13 protein-coding genes are annotated in these 17,351 nt (G+C 69.6%); 3 read left to right on the top strand and 10 right to left on the bottom strand.

Annotated elements, in window-relative coordinates; all coding sequences use genetic code 11:
• Positions 1-8 precede the first annotated feature (8 nt).
• Both yacG and IT182_12245 read left to right on the top strand, forming a co-directional pair.
• On the top strand, positions 9-200 hold the full coding sequence (yacG, locus tag IT182_12250; GenBank protein MCC6164111.1) for a DNA gyrase inhibitor YacG: 192 nt from the start codon (positions 9-11) through the stop codon (positions 198-200).
• Positions 201-241: 41 nt separating this feature from the next.
• A complete protein-coding gene (locus tag IT182_12245) occupies positions 242-1,525 on the top strand; it encodes a citrate synthase (GenBank protein MCC6164110.1) in 1,284 nt (427 codons plus the stop codon).
• 133 nt (positions 1,526-1,658) lie between these two features.
• Here the strand turns inward: IT182_12245 and IT182_12240 are convergent, their stop codons facing one another.
• Together IT182_12240 and IT182_12235 are read right to left on the bottom strand one after the other, a co-directional pair.
• Positions 1,659-1,955, bottom strand: a complete 297-nt coding sequence (locus tag IT182_12240) for a hypothetical protein (protein MCC6164109.1) — start codon at positions 1,953-1,955, stop codon at positions 1,659-1,661.
• The gene (locus tag IT182_12235; protein ID MCC6164108.1) at positions 1,952-2,245 is read right to left on the bottom strand and encodes a hypothetical protein; all 294 of its coding nucleotides are present in this window, start codon (positions 2,243-2,245) and stop codon (positions 1,952-1,954) included. Before IT182_12235 ends, IT182_12240 begins: the two co-directional genes overlap by 4 nt.
• A 26-nt stretch (positions 2,246-2,271) precedes the next feature.
• Between IT182_12235 and IT182_12230 the strand changes: the two genes are divergently transcribed.
• Complete coding sequence (locus IT182_12230; protein MCC6164107.1) at positions 2,272-2,934, top strand: rhomboid family intramembrane serine protease; 663 nt, start codon at positions 2,272-2,274, stop codon at positions 2,932-2,934.
• Positions 2,935-2,939: 5 nt separating this feature from the next.
• On the opposite strand, the gene IT182_12225 is transcribed toward IT182_12230, so the two are convergent.
• The 8 genes from IT182_12225 to IT182_12190 form a co-directional block, all read right to left on the bottom strand.
• Positions 2,940-3,998 (bottom strand): hypothetical protein, encoded by a 1,059-nt coding sequence (locus IT182_12225; GenBank protein ID MCC6164106.1) that lies wholly within the window; start codon positions 3,996-3,998, stop codon positions 2,940-2,942.
• The gene (locus IT182_12220) at positions 3,983-6,238 is read right to left on the bottom strand and encodes a hypothetical protein (protein ID MCC6164105.1); all 2,256 of its coding nucleotides are present in this window, start codon (positions 6,236-6,238) and stop codon (positions 3,983-3,985) included. Before IT182_12220 ends, IT182_12225 begins: the two co-directional genes overlap by 16 nt.
• Before the next feature lie 2 nt (positions 6,239-6,240).
• Positions 6,241-9,894, bottom strand: a complete 3,654-nt coding sequence (locus IT182_12215; protein ID MCC6164104.1) for a DUF4175 family protein — start codon at positions 9,892-9,894, stop codon at positions 6,241-6,243.
• Positions 9,891-11,780: a BatA and WFA domain-containing protein gene (locus tag IT182_12210; protein MCC6164103.1), complete on the bottom strand. Its 1,890-nt coding sequence runs from the start codon at positions 11,778-11,780 to the stop codon at positions 9,891-9,893. The genes IT182_12215 and IT182_12210 overlap by 4 nt, the downstream gene beginning before the upstream one ends.
• A 2-nt stretch (positions 11,781-11,782) precedes the next feature.
• Positions 11,783-12,691, bottom strand: coding sequence for a DUF58 domain-containing protein (locus IT182_12205; protein MCC6164102.1), 909 nt, complete (start codon positions 12,689-12,691; stop codon positions 11,783-11,785).
• Between the two features lies 1 nt (position 12,692).
• Positions 12,693-13,721: a MoxR family ATPase gene (locus tag IT182_12200; GenBank protein ID MCC6164101.1), complete on the bottom strand. Its 1,029-nt coding sequence runs from the start codon at positions 13,719-13,721 to the stop codon at positions 12,693-12,695.
• An 81-nt stretch (positions 13,722-13,802) separates the two neighbouring features.
• Positions 13,803-14,600, bottom strand: a complete 798-nt coding sequence (locus tag IT182_12195) for a DUF4159 domain-containing protein (GenBank protein MCC6164100.1) — start codon at positions 14,598-14,600, stop codon at positions 13,803-13,805.
• 8 nt (positions 14,601-14,608) lie between these two features.
• Positions 14,609-17,308: a tetratricopeptide repeat protein gene (locus IT182_12190; protein ID MCC6164099.1), complete on the bottom strand. Its 2,700-nt coding sequence runs from the start codon at positions 17,306-17,308 to the stop codon at positions 14,609-14,611.
• Positions 17,309-17,351: the final 43 nt, after the last annotated feature.

Below are 17,351 nucleotides of genomic sequence, written 5' to 3'. Positions count from 1 at the left end.
ATGGAGCCGTGTCGGGTCCGACCCTCTGTGTATACTGTCGCCTCCAGCCCGTGGATCCGCGCTGGCGGCCGTTCTGCAGCGAACGGTGTTCGCTGCTGGATCTGTCGCGCTGGCTCGACGGCGACTATCGCGTCGAGGGACCGGCGGAAGGCTCGCCGGCCGATGCGGATCCCGACGATCCCGAAGCCACGAACGAGTAGCCACCGTGGTCGTCCTCCTCTTCTCTGTCTTGTGATGCGCGATGGCTGACACGCTGACGATTACCGACAACCGCACTGGCCAGCAGTACGAGGTGCCGATCACCGACGGCACGATCAAGGCCATCGACCTGCGCACGATCAAGGTCTCCGAAGACGACTTCGGGTTGATGACGTACGACCCGGCCTTCACCAACACGGCGTCGTGCCGCAGCGCCATCACGTACATCGACGGTGACAAGGGTGTGCTCGAATACCGGGGCTATCCCATCGAGCAGCTCGCCGAGAAGAGCACGTACCTGGAGGTGGCCTACCTCCTCATGTTCGGCGAACTCCCCACGAGCGCCCAACTCGCCGAGTGGAAGGCCGGCATCGTCAAGCACACGCTGCTGCACGAGAACATCAAGCACCTGATGCGCGGCTTCCGCTACGACGCGCATCCGATGGGCGTGTTCCTCTCCACCGTGGGCGCGCTGTCGACGTTCTACCCCGACGCCAAGAGCGTGAGCGACCCGGAGGTGCGGCTGGCGAACATCCGCCGTCTCATCGCCAAGACGCCGACGATCGCCGCGTACGCGTATCGCCACAGCAAGGGGCTGTTCTACGTCTACCCGAACAATTCCCTCAGCTTCGCCGGCAACTTCCTGAACATGCTGTTCCGGATGACCGAGTCGAAGTTCGAGGTGAATCCCGTCCTCGAGCGCGCGCTCGACATCCTGTTCATCCTGCACGCCGATCACGAACAGAACTGCGGCACCAACGCGATGCGGGCGATCGGCAGCTCGGAAGTCGACCCGTATTCGGCGATGGCCGGCGCGGCGGCGGCGCTCTACGGGCCGCTGCACGGCGGTGCCAATGAAGCCGTGCTCACGATGTTGCGCCAGATCGGCAGCAAGGCGAACGTGCCCGACTTCATCGCGAAGGTGAAGAAGGGTGAGGGGCGCCTCATGGGGTTCGGCCACCGCGTGTACAAGTCGTACGACCCGCGGGCCCGCATCATCAAGAAGGCCGCGTACGACGTGTTCGAAGTCACGGGCACCAACCCGCTGCTCGACCTCGCGCTGGAGCTCGAGAAGATCGCCCTCGAAGACGAGTACTTCGTGAAGCGAAAGCTGTACCCGAACGTCGATTTCTACTCGGGTCTCATCTACCAGGCACTCGGCTTCTCACCTGAGATGTTCACGGTGCTGTTCGCGATCCCGCGCACGGCGGGCTGGGTGGCGCAGTGGGATGAACTGCACCGCGACGCCGACCAGAAGATCGCTCGCCCCCGCCAGATCTACACGGGCTACCGCACGCGCGACTACATCCCGATGGACCAGCGGTAAAGGATCCGGCAACCGGCAACCGGATGGAGGCCAGGGGTTTCAACCCCTGGCACACGCCCGGCACAGTGCGCTGGTAGGGCCGGCTCTCCGAGCCCGGCCGTCAGCGCAGGTAGGGGCGGCGCACGCGTCGGCCCTACATCTCATCTTCTTCCTGCTCGTCGCGTCGCGTGGCGAGCCACACCGACGCAGCGCCGAGAACGAACACGACGACGGCCCACCGCGTGGCCTCGTTGGCACCGCTGCTGATCGTGTCGCGCATGCGCGTCGGGAGCCGGGCCTCGGGGCCGAGCCCCAGTTCGTGCCGTGCCTGATCGAGCAGGTACTGCTTCTCGCCCCGGCTCACCATCAGGCCGAAGATGCCGTTCCACACCAGGAACGCACTGAACAGGCAGAGGCCGTACGCGACGGCACGCCGGCGGCGGGCCGTCATCCGCGCAGCCCGCCGCCGCGCCGGCGGCGCACCAGCATCCGGTACGCGAGCACGACGATCGCGAGCGTCATGACGGTGTAACGCACCCACTCGGGCACCGTATTGGTCTGCACCTGGCCGAGGAAGAAGGCCGACAGGATCAGGATGACCATCGTCACGACGAGGATCATCTGGCGGCCGCGGGCGGGCGGCTGCGCCGGCGCGCGTCTGGCCACGAACGTGGCCTGCCCGCAGCGATAGCAGATCAACGCTTTCTCGGCGATTTCGGTTCCACAGTTGGCGCAGACCATGCGGCCTCCGAGTCTACAATGACTTGGTGATCCCCATCCGCGACGTGATCCCGTCGAGGACCACGCCCTATGTCACCATCGGCCTCCTCCTGGCCAATGCGTGCGTGTTCCTGCTCGCCCCCGCATCAGGCGCCGCGTTGGACGCGTTCGCCGATGCGTGGGGCATCGTGCCGGTGCGGTTCACGCTGACGTCGGCCTTGACCGCGCTGTTCGTCCACGCAGGGGCGACGCACCTGCTCGTGGACCTGCTGTTCCTGTGGATCTTCGGTGAGAACGTCGAGGACCGCCTCGGCCATTGGCGCTTCCTTGCGTTCTACGTGCTGTGCGGACTCGCCGCTGCGCTGCTGCACGCGGCCGTCCAGCCCGGCTCGCCGGTTCCGGCCATTGGCGCCACGGGAGCGATTGCCGGCGTGCTCGGCGCGTATCTCGTCCTCTTCCCCGAGTCGCGCGTGCTGACGTACGTGATCCTCACGCTCGTCGAGGTGCCCGCGGTGTTCCTGCTCGTCGTGTGGTTCACCCTGCACCTGCTCGGAGGACTCGGCGCATTGCCACTGCTGCGTTCATGGGACCTCGGCGGCCTGGCGCTCCCGGCTCACGTCGGCGCGTTCGCCACCGGGGCCGCATTGGTCCTCCTCCTGCGACGCCCGGAACGCATGCGCGTCGAGTGGTGGGACAGGCTCGCTCATTGAACGTTTCAGCTTTTCACTCTCCGCCTGATGTCGCGCGAGACGCGGGCGATGTCGATGACGATGCGCTCCAGTTCGCGGTCGTAGTCGCCCTCCGGCATGAACCCCTTCTTGCGGCGTAATTCGTCGAGTTCCGTTTCGAGCGTGTTGCGACGGCCGATGAGGAGCGTGACGCTCGGATCACCGGACGCCGTTGCCGGATCAGGGTCGAGGAACACCCGGCTCGCGAGCAGTCCATCGTCGCCCTGCTTCACGAGGTCGCGGCCCATGCCGTCTCCCGAGTCGTCGAGCAGCGCGCGCTCCACCGACAACTGGCCGCGCTGCTGGTAGTAGCGCCTGGTCGCGTCCGATGCGTAGGCGAACGCTTCCCAGATCGAGATGCGGCCGTCCGTGTCCAGGTCGGCATCCGATGCCTCGGGCGTGAACGCCGCGACGAAGTGTTCCGCAAAGACGGTGTCGTACTTCTGACGCGCGGAATCGGTGGCCGTGATGACGATCCTGTTGGGGCCGGCGATCGTGGAGAGGAAGGGGAAACTCGCGCTGGCCGTCTGGACGAACACCAGGCGACCAGGAAGGCCTGCGAGGAGATCGCGCCACTCGTGCGCCGTGAGATCGGGGCCCACGAGGTTGAACTTCGCATCGACACCGTCGAACGTACCGTGCCCGAAGAGCACGACGAGCAGCAGGTCCCCGGCCGTCTGCGACGCGCGAATGGCCGCCATCGCCTGGCGCAGGTTCACCGCCGTCGCTGCCTGATAGCCGTCGCCTGCTCGTTCCGCGAGCACCATCAGACGCGACGCAGGCACGCCGAGCCGCGTGGTCAGCTGCGTTGCGAGCGTCTCGCGCCACGCCTTCTGGCGATCGCGATACTCGTCACTGCCTGCCGCGCCGGACACGATGAGCACGCGTGTCTGCGGCACTGCCACGGTCTCGACCGGCGTGGGCGCCTGCTCCGCATACGTACCGGTCGTCGTCGGGGCGGACCTTGCCCGGCCCGTGCCGCCGATCACGCACAACCCCAGCAACACCCCTGTCGTGATGGCCGATGCCGTCATCGCAGCCCCCATCGCCGGCGCAGCGTCCACTCGATGCCGAGCAGCGCGCAGATGAACACGAAGCTCCAGCCATTGTGCCAGACGTCGCGTTCCGCGAGCCTGGCCGTGGGCGACGCGGCCGCCGCTCTGATACGTGCCGACAGACCGTCGAGATCGTCGGTGCCGAGCAGAGCCCCTCCTGACGACTCGGCCAGCCGTCGCAGCACGGCATCGTTGCGACGCGGGTCGATGAACTCCGGATCCACTCCGCCGGCCAGCGTTTGCACGGACGAGCGCCCGACGGAGACACCCGCGCGCATGGCCTCGACATCGAGACGATGGACGCCTGATGACAGCGTGAGCAGACTCGTCTTGTACAACCCGGGCTCCGAGGCGTCGAGCGTCGCCGTCAATGTGCGGCCCGCCCCTCCCGGTTCCTCGACGCGCACCTGCACACTGGCATCACTCACCGGCTCGAAGGCCGGCGTGACGACGCGGACGGTGACGGGCACCGTGGTGCCGAGCGGCGGCGGCGCGACGTCGACGGCCACGCGCGCCGGTGCCTGCACGGCCACCCAGCGGATGGCCTGCCGCCAGAACGTTTCGTACGCGAGGTTGTTCGCCGCAAGGCCCATGCGCCAGCGCCACGCGCCTTCACCGGTGAACACCATCGTCCTGCCGCGTCCGGCACGCTGCACGGCCACGAGCGGCTGCGGCTCTCCGGCCGGACCCGCAACCATCGCGAGGATCTCCGCACCCGCGCGAGGGGGCCCGACTGCAGCGGCGGCGGCCAGCGACGGCAACGCGGACCACGGAGACGCGTCGGCACCCGGATCGACAGGTTCGTCGCGGCGCGGCGTCTCGCTCGACCGCGAACCGGCAAGCTGCATCATGGGATGCTGCCGGCCTGCCGCCGTCAACGTGATGCGCGTGCCCTGACGGGAGCTGGCGGCCGCCGCGGCGTTGATCGCGCCAGCACCGCGCGCGTCGACGGCCAGTACGCGTCCGAGATCGCTGCCGATCACGCCCCGCTCGCCGAACGATCGCGCGCCGATGACGGCAAGCCCTCCGCCACGCTGTTGGACGAAGGCGACGAGCATCGCGAGCTGATCGCGCGTGAGGGCGTCGGCCTCGACGTTGCCCAGCACGACGGCGTCGTACGCAAAGAGCGCCTCACGCGTCCGCGGGAAGCCGTCCACGAGCGCACCTGTGCGCGACGAGGCGCCCTGGACGTAGTACGTCGGCGCTCCGGCGTCATTGCGCCCCTTGCGGACGATGACGTCGACGTCGAGTCCGGTGTCGTGCTTCAGCGTTCGCGTGAGGAAGCTGTGCTCGAAGCCCGGCGCACCCTCCAGGATGAGGACGGGATGCGGCGCGCCAGGCGCGGGCACGAACACCGTGCCGCGATTGTTGACGGCCGAGAGCTCGCCCGGTGCGTCGGCGATCTCCACCGTGTAGACGGTGGCGGTCGTGCGCGACGGCGACACGCGAAAGCGTTCACGTACGGGTTGACTGGCGCCGGGCAACGCCACGGGCCGCACTTCGAGCGGCCTGCCGTTCTCGAGCAGTCGTACGTCCACCGTCTCGCGTGGACCGTGCGAGACGAGATCCGCCGTCACGTCAGCGAGTGAATCCACGACGGAGACGTCGCTCACCGTGACGTCGCGGACCTCGCGGTCCACGGCGCTGCCCGACGTCCCGACGCCAATCGCAAACACGGGCAGCGTACCCGGCGATGCAGGCAGCGGCGTCGACACCGCACCATCGCTCACGAGTACCATGCCCACGAACTCACCCGCCGCCGCGCGCTCGGCCATCGCCGATACGGCTCCGCCCATGTCAGAGCCGCGCCCGTCGCCCGTGAGCGCGTCTTCCGAGGGCACCTCCCGCAGTGTGTCCGTCGCGGCGAATACGCGCAGATCGAAGTCGTCGGCGAGCAGCGGACGCAATCGCCCCGCCACGAGTTGCCGCGCACGCTGCAGGCGCGTCTCGATGCCCTGCGAATCGGGCAACTGCATGCTGCGCGAGTCGTCGACGACGATGGCCACCGAGCGGCCCGTGGCGGCCGGTGCAGGCTCGATGCGGATCGGGCGCAGGAGGATGAGCGCCACGATCGCGAGCGTCAGCGCGCGAAGGGCGACGAGCAGCGCCCACCGCCGCGCGGGAAGCCGGCCACGCGCGTGCCAGTAGAGCGCCAGCGCGAGCAGCACGATCGCCACGCCACCGAGTACCCATGCCCAGACGGGGGGTGCGTACGCGAACCGGATGCCCAATGTCAGCGAGACTCCGGCCGGCGGCTCAACGACTCGTAGTACCGCACGACGGACTCGGTGTAGCGGTCGGGCACCTTGTCACGCAGGGGTGCCTGCACGCGCTCGGCGGCCTCGTGCTCGGCAAGTCGCTGTGCGAGCGACGCTTCGTAGCGGTCCAGCGCGCTGCCGATCCCTTTGCGCAGCGTGTCCCATCGCGCGAAGTCCTGCTTGAAGGCCTCGGTGCCCGGCGCCGACCGACTGAGCGCCTGCCCTTCGGGCGTCGCCATGCGCCCAGCGCGGTCCTGACCGCCACTCTGCCCGGTCCCTGCAGCGCCCTGCGCCATCCGCGACGCCTCCTGCAGTTCGCGCGCGTACTCCTGCTGCGCCTGCCTCAACTGCTCCAGCGTGTCGCCACCGCCCTGACCGCCGGGCTGCGAGCCTTCACCGGCAGGGCCGGCTCTCCGAGCCCGGCCATCGCCGTCGGTCGGCGAACCGTCGTCGCCGCCCGGCGTCGGGCTTCGACCACCGGCCTTCGATATGTCGGCCTTCGATGCGTCACCGGCAGGGCCCGCGCTCCGAGCCCGGCCATCACCGCCGCCGGCTTCACGCTCAGCCTGCTCCGCGAGAGACGCGATGCGTTCCTCCAGCGCGCGCAGGCGATCGCGCAGATCGCGTGTGTCGGCCAGACGCTCCGACAGCGCGCGTGTCTGGTCTGACGCGCGTCCGCTCGCCTGCCCGGCCAGCGACGACACACGGTCGAGCACGCGCGCCGCATCGCGCTGCTGCCGCGCGATGTCGGTCCCGCGCGGTGTGCCGCCTTCGCGCAACTGACGCGCGGCATCCTGCGTCTGTTCGGCGGTCCTGCCGCGCTGCAACTCGCGTGCGGCCTGGCCGAGCGGATCGCGAACCGGATCCGCGCCACGTGCCAGTTCACGCACCTGGCGTTCGAGCGACGCCACGCGATCGGCAAGCCGTCCCTGTTCGCCCGCCAGCTGCCGGCGACGCTCGTTGGTCGCCGCGCCGCTCTGTCCCTCTCCGAGAGAGCCTGCCTGCGTCGCCAGCTGCCGCTGCGCCTCGGCAAGCTCGCGCGCTTCGAGCTGCACATCGCCCGCGGCGCGCTGACGCTCGCCCGGCGTGCCGGCCTGCAGCGCACGCTCCGCGTCCCGCAACGCCTGCGCGGATCGCGATCCACGCGCGGCGGCTTCCTCGGGAGACTCCTGCTGCAACTGCGACGCGGCCTCGCGCATCTGCTCGGCCGCCTCACGCATGCGATCCCGCGATGCCGCGGACGCTCCGCCCGGCTGCCCACCGCGCGACGCCTGCTGGCCCTGCGACGAACCCGCCTGCTGCGCGGACTGCTGACCTGATTGCTGCCCCGACTGCTGCTGCCCGTCTTCGGACGAAGGCGATGACGATTGCTGCGACGCCTGCTGGCCGTTCTGCAACTGCTGTGCGAGCTGCTGCGCCTCCTGCTGCAGCCGCTGCTGCTCACGCGTCAGTCGCTCGAGGCGGCGTCTGGCTTCCTCCGCCGTCAGCTGCGAGCGCTCGCGCGCAAGCCGCTGCTGTTCACGCGCCAGGTCGTCCTGCCGCCGCGCCAGGTCGCGAATCTTGTCGAGCGCCGACTCGCCCCTGGTCGCCTCCTGCCGCGACTCCACGCTGCTCTGCTGCGCGTAGTTGGACTGCTGCCGCATCAGTTCCTGATCGAACAACGCCGAGAGGTCGTCGTTCCCGGAGCGGCCTCCGCCGCCACCCTGGCCTCCCTGCTGGCGCGCAAGCTGCCGCCGCCGGATCTCCGCTTCCGCCTTCAGCAATTCGTTGAGCGCGTCCATCTCGTGCGCGATCGCACTGCGCGTATCGAGCTTCTCGAGCTGCGTCACCGCGCGCGTCATCGCCGCGCTCGCGGCCTGCAGGGGCACCGGCGCCGCGTCTGCCGCCTCCGGCTCGATGCCGCGACGACGACGAGGCGATTGCGGTGTGGGGATACCCGTTGCCGCCGCCTGCTGCACGACCCTGTCGCGTACCTCGGCCTGTGCGCGCGCCACCGCCCTGATGTCCGCCGCGGAGCGCCCGCCCGACGAACGACGTTCGAGCTTCCACGTCGCCGCGACGACGTCCTTCTGCGCGGCGACGAGATCGTCCATCCCGCCGGCGCCACCACCGCCGGCCATCGCACTGCTCTGCGCCGCGGTGAACTCCTGCGCCGTCGGCTTGATCTCGAGGAAGAAGATGTCGCTGCGCGCCTCCGTCGATCGCTTGCCTCGCCCGACGTCTCTCGCGCGCGCGTAGTAGCTGACGAAGTCGCCGGGCTCCACGTCGAGATCCTCGAGATAGATCGTGTGTCGCCCGCTCACGGCCGTCGATTCACCGTTGCCACCGAGACGCACCACCTTCTCGACGCCGCCGCGCACGGCGTAGACGAGATCGAGCGACTGCACGCCGTAGTCGTCTTCCGCCCGCGCTTCGAGCGTCACTTCCTCGAGGCGCGTCGCGCCGCGATCGCCCGCGGGTCTGATGATGCGCACGTCCGGCGGGCGGTCGTCCATGACGCGCACGAAGTACTCCGTGTCTTCGCCGTTGCGCACATCGTCGGTGTCTGTCAGCGCGACACGATACGCGCCGTCGCGCGCGACGGTGAACGACACCTGGCCCTGACGTGCGTCGACGGTCAGCGGCAGCACGCGCGCGCCCTCCTCATCGGTCGCGCGCAGCTCGGCGGACGCGAGCGGTTTCGACGCGCGCACCGTCACCGTGACGGTGCTGCCCGCCGGTGCGTAGACGTCGCCGGTGTCGGTCTCGACGCGCGGCTTCAGACCCGAGAACGACGGATAGACGTACGCGAGATCGATGCCTTCGATCGCCGGCCTGTCCAGCGCATCGACACGATACGTCGACGACCGCAAGCCCCCCGACGTCACGCGATACGAGAAGCTGCGGTCGACGGACGGCAGTTGCACGGCATACGTACCATCGGCCTGCCGCACGAACGCGCCCGCACCGTTGGCTTCGGCGTCTTCCACGACGAGTCGCGGCACGGCAACGTCGATCCCTGCGGGCGCACCTTCGATGGCGGCGGTGATCGCCAGCGGCGTTCCCTTCACCACGCGCTTGTCGCCAGGCGTCACGCGCAACGTGAGTGCCGGCGGCGCGACAACGAAGCGCGCCGTGCGTGCGGCGCGGACGGCGGTGGGCGTCGCGAGTCCTCCGGCCACGAGCACGGCCGCCAGCGCGACACCGGCCCAGAGCCATGCCTGACGCCTGTCGTCGGGATCGACGATGCGCGAGTCGTCGAGACGCGCGAGGGCCTCTGCCGCATCAGCCTGCACGATGGTGCCGAGCGGACTGCGCTCGACGGCCGGGTCCAGCGCGCTTCGCAGCGTGGCGTCGAGTTCGGGACACTGCTCTTCGACAAGGCGCGCCATGCGCTCGATCGACGGATGCGCCGCGGCTCGCCTGCCCAGCCACCACGTCGCCGCGCCGACGGTGAGCGCGACAGCCGCCCCCGATACCAGGAGCGGCCACCGGCCGAGCGGCCGCCAGCGATCCACGAGCGCCCACGCGAGCAGCAGACCGGCAACCAGCCCCACCGTACGTGCCATGACGCGCGTCCAGCGCACGCGCCACCAGGCGCGCGACAGGCCGTCGAGCGAATGGCGGACCGGATCGAGGACGGGAGTCACGAGGGCACCTCCACTGCGGATCGCGGGCGACGCGCGAGTACGCTCTCGGCCACGAGCGCCAGCACGAGCAGCAGCAGGCCATACCGCCACCACCGCTGCTCCTGTTCCAGCCGCACGGCCTCGATGCGCGCCACGCGCACCTCGTCGGCAGCTGTTCGCGCCAATGTCTGCTCGAACTCTTCCGCCGTGATGACCGCCTGATCGGATTCGGATACGTCCACGTTGACGGCGGCGTCCTGCCCACGCGGCCCGGCCGGCCACACGCCCGGTCGCTGGTGGCGCGGATCGGCGACAGCCGCCACTGTCATCTGCGTGCCGGCACCCTCGCCGAGCATGTATCGCGACAGTTCGCCGATGAGCGGCACGAACGCTGCCTGCACGGGCAGGTTGTTCCACTGCCGTCCGAGGTCGCTCGCAAACACGATCAGGTGGCCGGCGCCGACTCTCACGTCCGCCATCGCGATGCTGCCGTCGCTGAAGCGGCTGAGTGGCACGGCCGCGCCCTGCGTCCGCATGTCGCAGGCTGCCGACACGGTGGTGCGCGCGAGCTCGGCACGCGCCTCGCCCAACGCCGCGAACAACGGATGTCTCGGGTCCTGCACCGACACACCGGGTGGCATCGTCCTCGTCGTCACGTCGCCGGCAAGCGTGATCCCGAACGGACGCGTGACCACATCGGCCACGCGCGGATCGAGACCGGGCCCGCACGCCACGACGAGCCTGCCGCCATCACGGACCAACGCTTCGAGCGATCCGACGACGCGCCTGTCGATGCCCGTCGCAGACAGCCAGAACACGAGGTCGGCGTCACGCAGGGCCTCCGGCGCCAGTGCAGGCGCGCCCGCCATCACGCGCACGGCGTATGTCGTATCCGGCGTCGCATGGAGTGCCGTGAACGCACGTTCGACGAACAGCGCGCGGGCACGCTCCACGTCGTCGCCGATCAGGATGCGGATCGACGTCGCGCCGCTGTCCTGCAGGACGGCGTATCGTTGGTTGTCGGCCGCGAAGCCCTCGTCATGTGCCACGCGCGCGACGTACGGCCCCGGCGCGAACGGCCCCTCGAAGGCGAGCTCACGACTCACACCGCCATCCAGCGTCACCGACTGCGTCGCCGCACGCGTTGTCGAGCCGTCGTCAGGGCGTCCGAACGAGACGGGCACCGTGGCGGGCGACTGCCCCGCGTTGCTCACCACCACGCGCGCCCGGTCGCGCGCGACAGTCACCTCGCGCACGAGCACGTTGTCCACGCGTGCGCCGACGCCGATCACCTCGAGACCAACGGTGTCAGGAAGACTGGTCGTGCCGCGCAGCCAGCCGCGGGCCTGCATGTCGGTGACCACGACCACGCGTCCCGGCCTGCCGTCCATCAGGCCGCGCGCGGCTTCGAGCGCGCCGGCATAGCGTGTGGCGCCAGCCGTGGCGTCGGTGGCGGCAATCTGCACGCGCACGGCGCCATGATCGGTCGTCGGCTCGGTCACCACCGTTGCGCGATCGGCAAACGTGACGAGCGCCACAGGCGTGTCGGCGTCGATGCGATCGAGGGCCTGCATGGCCGCCGCACGTGCCGCGGCCATCCGGCCCGGCGCGTCCATGCTGTACGACACGTCGACCGCGATGACGACAGGAGGCGGGGCAGGCGTCTGCGCGCGCAGGAACGGACGCGCGAACGCGAGTGCCAGCAGCGCGAGCGCCGCGGCGCGCAACAGCAGCAGCCACGGATCCTGGATGCGCCGGCGTTCCTGCTGCTCGATGGTGCGCTTCTGCAGGAAGCGCACGGCCGTGAACGGCACCTGCGGCGCGACTTCGCGCCTGAAGAGGTGCAGCACGACGGGCACGGCGATGGCCGCGAGCCCCACGAGGAAGATCGGCGCGAGCAGGCCCACGGTTACAGCGTCCTCCCGCGCGCGCCAAGCCAGCCGAGGAGCGTCACGTCGAGCGGCGCGCTGGTACGCGCGAGCTGGTAGTCCACGCCCGCCGCGCGCAACTCCACGATGTACGTCTCACGCCAGGCCGACACGGCGTCGAGGTAGGCCTGCCGCGTCGACGCGCCATGCGTCAGTACCTGCTCACCTGTCTCCACGTCGCGGAACATCCCCGCGCCCTCGAACGGAAAGTCGAGCTCCGCATCGTCCAGCACGTGAAAGACGACGACTTCCATCCCGCGGGCGCGCAGCAGTCGCAGGCTCTCGAGTACGCGCGCCTGGTCGTCGAGCAGATCCGAACACACCACGACGAGGCCGCGGCGACGCAGCCGCTGGCCGATCTGTTGGACGGCGGCTGCCGTGTCGGACGCCGCGCCAGGAGACGCGTGATCGAGCGCAATGAGCAGACGCGTGAGCTGCCCGGCTTTCACGGCCGACGGGACGTAATCCCGCAGTCGATCGTCGTACAACCCCAGGCCGACCGCGTCGCGCTGTCCTGTGAGCAGGTACGCGAGCGCGGCACTGAGGCATTGCGCGTACGCCAGCTTGGTCATGCCGGTGCCGCTGCGGTACGCCATCGACGCGCTGACGTCCAGCAGCAACTGGACCTCGACGTTCGTGTCGTGTTCGAACTTCTTGACGTAATGCCTGTCGCTGCGCGCGAACACCTTCCAGTCGACGGTCGCTGGGTCGTCGCCGGGGATGTACTGCCGGTACTCGGCGAACTCCACGCTCGATCCGCGGAACGGGCTGCGGTGCAGGCCGAGCAGCAGGCCCTCGACGATGGTCCGTGCCTTCAACTCGAGCGTGCCCAGTCCTGCCACGACCTCCGGCGACAGGAAGCGCGACGGGCCTGGCACGGTCGCGGCCACGTCAGGCGAGCCCGCTCGTCGGTGGCGAGACGCGTTCGAGCAGCCGCGCGACGATGGCGTCGGTGGTCAGCCCTTCGGACTCGGCCTGGAAGTTGATGAGGACGCGATGGCGGAAGACGGGTGCCGCCAGCGTGCGGATGTCGTCGGGCGTGATGAACGCGCGGCCGAGCGTGAGCGCGCGCGCCTTGGCGCCGAGCACGAGCGCCTGCGAGGCGCGAAGGCCGGCGCCCCATTTCACGTACTTCTTCACGAAGTCTGGCACGCCGGGCTCGGTGGGACGCGTGGCGGCCGACCACCGCACCGCGTAACGCGCCACGTCCTCCGCCACGACCACGTGTCGCACGAGCTGCTGGATCTGCAGGATGTCGTCGCGCGAGAGCACGCGCTGCGGCGTCTGGTGCGCCACACCCGTGGTCTGCGTCACCACCTTCACCTCATCGTCTTCGGGCAGATACGTCATGACGATATTGAAGAGGAAGCGATCGAGTTGCGCTTCGGGCAGGGGGTAGGTGCCTTCGAGTTCGATCGGGTTCTGCGTGGCGAGCACGAAGAACGGCGGATCGAGCGCGTAGCTCCGGCCGGCGGCCGTGACGCGCCCCTCCTGCATGGCTTCGAGCAGCGCCGCCTGGGTCTTGGGTGGCGTGCGATTGATTTCGTCGGCGAGCAGGAGTTGCGTGAAGACGGGACCCGGCACGAAGCGCAGCGCGCGGATGCCGTCGGTTTCGTCGAGGACCTCGGTGCCCGTGATGTCCGACGGCATGAGGTCGGGCGTGAACTGGATGCGCCTGAAGCCGAGATCGAGGATCTGCGCGAGCGTGCGCACGAGCAGCGTCTTGGCAAGCCCGGGCACGCCCGTGAGCAGACAGTGCCCGCCGGCAAACAACGCCGCGAGCACGAGGTCGACCGACGCCTCCTGCCCGACCACGACCTTGCGCAGTTCGTGGAGCACGCGGGTACGACTCTCGGCCACGCGGGCCACGAGCGCCCGTGCCTCGTCGGCCCCGAGCGGCTGTGGCGTCTGCTGCGCAATCTCGTTCACGAAACACCCTTCTCTTTGACCTGCTCCTGGGCCTTCGCCCTTTGCTCTTCCCCTGAGCCCCGACCACTCCCGTCAATGCGTCAACGTGTAGATGATCTCGTTGATCATCATCCGGTACGCCTGGGCCGTGTGTTGTATGTACCCGGGGTACTGCTCCGCGTTGGACCATTCCCAGCCGTCGCCCATGTCGGTGTTCCAGTTGAGGAGCACCATCGCGCGGCCATTGTCGTCCTCGACGGCCCGGAGTTCGGGCGTGATGCCGCCCTTCTCCCACGTGCGTCCCTGCATGAACGACCCGAGGCCTGGGATCTGCGGGTATCCGTCGATCTGGTAGAAACACGAGAACACGGGGTGCGACGCGGGCAACGTGATCAGATCGCGTTCAGGGAACACGCGTTTCAGCTCGGCGACGACGTTGGCCATCTCGGCGTCGCCGTGGAAGTCGTCCATCACCGCCGTCCCGCCGCGCAGCAGGAACTCGCGCAGGATGGGGACTTCGGTCTCCTTGAGCCGCAGCGTGCCGGGCTCGACAAAGTAGATCCACGGGTGGTTCATCAACTCCGGATCTTCGATGCGCAGCACCGTCGGCTCGCCCACGTCGATCGCCGTCACCGACTTCACGCGGCGCGAGAGGTTCTGCTCGGCGGCGGGGCCGTCGATGGCCCACGAGTCGCTCCAGTAGCGCGCGCGGAACGACTGGGCGTTGTGCGCGTCGTACCTGATGCGCGTGAACTGCCAGCGCAGCCCGGCGAATCGCGGGTCCGCATCGTTGCCAATCTGCGCCCACACACGCGGCAACATGCCAGACGCCAGCACGATGAGCGCAACAACGCCGCTCCACGGCACGACACGCCCGAACGTGCGTTTCATGGCGCTCGTCATGGGCGCTCCGCCCCCGACGGCGTCTCGATGATGCGCAGCAGCAGTTCCTGGGCACGTTCGTGACGCGGCGTACTCTCCAGCGCCTTGATCAGGTGCGCCTTGGCGCGATCCGGCGCTCCGCTGCGGAGGGTGGCTTCGGCCAGTGACGTGAGCGCCTCGGCGGGATTCGGCGGACCGGCATCCACGGCCGCCTGGAGCTCGCGCAGCGCGGCAGGGAGGTCGCCGCGTGCGAGCGCGAGGTCGCCGAGTGCCGTATGCGCAGACGCGTCGAACGGATCGATCTCGATGAGGCGCTCCGCGGCACGCCGCCGCAGCGCCGCGTCTTCCGGCGCGCGCGCCTGCGCCACGAGCTGTCGCATCGTCTGCGCGGCCGTGTGATCGCTATCGAGCACCTGCTCCATGAAGCGGCGGGCCTGGTCGGGACGATTCTGTCTTGCAGCCACCGTCGCGAGCAGACGCCAGGGACTGGCATCACCCGTGGCGAACGGCACGAGCGTGGCCGCGCGCTCGAGTACCCGCCGCGCACCGTCCATGTCACCGAGACGCAGCAACGGCGTGGCGGCCGCCATCTGCACCCCGAAATTGCCGGCGTGCTCGTCTGCGAACGCGCGCCAGTCCTCCGCACGCGCGGTACGACCTGGCGGTGTCGCCTCGATTGCGGCAAGTGCCGGCGCCACGCCGCCGTACTTCTCCTGCACGTATGTGTCGAACGCCGGCTGGAGCGCAGTCCACGTCAGTCCGTACGCCCGCTTCAGCGCCTCCGCGTCGTCTATCCCTTCGGCGTAGCTCCTGACGAGCGCCTGCAGCGCCGCGTCGCCGTACGTCTCCACGAGATAGGCCACCAGTGTGGCGGCCTGCTGGTAGGCGAGGCTGATGGTCTCGACCTTGGCAAAGCCGCTGTTCAGGTCGGCCAGCGGCAGCAACCCCTTGGTGGCGTGTGCGCGTGCGATGAGAAGTTCCGACTCGCGACCCCATCCGGCGTTCGCACGCGTCTCCTCGAAGACGGAGATCCCTTCGCTGAGCCAGCGCGGCAGCCTGTTGCCAGACATCTGCAGCGTGATCACGTGCGCCAACTCGTGCCACAGCGTCGCCGCCCAGTTGAACGTGCCGGACGGACGCGCGCGTGGTGAATCCATCGTCACGACGCGACCGAAGCACGCGCCGAGCGCGCCGACCATCCCCGGCAGCCCCATCGTGCGCACCGCGAAGTCGTCGTGTTTGGGAAAGACCTCGATGAGGATGGGCCCCTTCGGCGTGAACGCGTACCGCGCCGAGAGATCGGCGAGCGCCTGCTCGGCCAGTGGCACGAGATACGGCCGCAGGACGGCAGAGTCCTGCTCGTCCAGGCGGACGATCATGTTCCGCCCCTCGATTGTCGCGAACGTGTCGAGCGCATCGAGAAGGCTGAGCAGGTTGTACGTGACGGCATCGAACGGGTCGCGCGCGAACGCCGCGTCGAGTGCCCTGCGCGCGTCGGCCTCCTCGCCGGTGCGCAGCAGGTGCAGTCCGAGCGACGCCTGCGCGCGGCTGTTCAGCGGATCGAGCGTGACGGCCTCGCGCAGGAAGCGCACGGCCTCGTCGAAGCGATACCTCCGCGCCACGCGCTCACCGATGACGCGGGCGACGTCGCCGTTACGGGAGTTGACGGCCAGCGCGCGCGCCGAGAACGTGGCGACGTCCGCGCTCCTGTCTTCGATCTGCGCCAGCGCGGCCGACAACGCGAGCGCCTCGACGTGCCGCGGGTTGACCGCGAGTACTTTCGCGAGCGCGACCTGCGCCTCGTCGCGCTTCGAGGCGTCCATCGCCTCAGACGCCAGCAGCGTCCAGGCCTCGGGATGGTCCTGATCGATCTCCAGGATCTTGCGTGCCGCGGCTTCGGCCGCCGACGGGTTGCTGTCGGCCAGCGAGCGCGCCAGGCCGAGCAGCGCCGGCACGTATCGCGGATCGGCGGCGAGCGCCGCCTCGTACGACGATCGCGCTTCCGCCTCGTTGAACTTCTCGAGGAACAGATCCGCCCAGCGCGTGTGGATGACCGGATCGTCGGGCGAGAGATTCGCCGCCGTCTGGAAGTAGGAATTCGCGAGCCGCACCTGATCCAGCGCGCGCGCGGCACGCGCGGCCCGACTGACGGCCGCGCCGGTCCGCTGCTGCTGCGCGGCACGCAACAACCCCTGCCACAACGGCATGGCCTCGTCGCGGCGCCCGAGATACGTGAGCAAGTCGGCCAACGCCAGCGCGGCTTCGCCCTGCGGCTGTGCCCCAACGGCTTCGCGATAGGCGCGCTCGGCCTCGTCATACGCACCGCGACGTTCGGCCGCACGCCCGGTCACGTACGCTCGTGCCCATGGCTCGTCGGCGGCAAGCGACAACGCCTCGTCGAACCGGCCCGCCACGAGCGGCGCCTGCCACGCCGGCACGACCTCGACGGGCGGCTCCGGCGGAGCCGTGGGCTGCACGACGCTCGTCTGCGGAATGATGCGTGGGACGGTGAAGACGGGCGACTGTGCCGATGTGCCGCCATCGAGCAGGCAGACGCCGACGAGCGTGAGTCCGATGCGGCCGAGGGGCCACATCCCACGGAGGGAGCGTGCGCCCGTGGCGCCTGGCCGCGTCATCTGCGCCTGTCCCGGCATTATATGCACACGCGCGCGTCCGGTTCGGCGTGCGCGACCGACGGGCAGGCGGATGCCGGACATGTCAGTTTGACGCGGCGGCCCGCGGTTCGGATGGCGTCATGAC

The organism is Acidobacteriota bacterium (assembly GCA_020845575.1).
In the GTDB taxonomy this organism is placed as follows: Bacteria; Acidobacteriota; Vicinamibacteria; order Vicinamibacterales; family Vicinamibacteraceae; genus Luteitalea.
The sequence above is the reverse complement of the archived record's forward strand: the minus strand, read 5'-3'. Positions and strand labels throughout refer to the sequence as shown.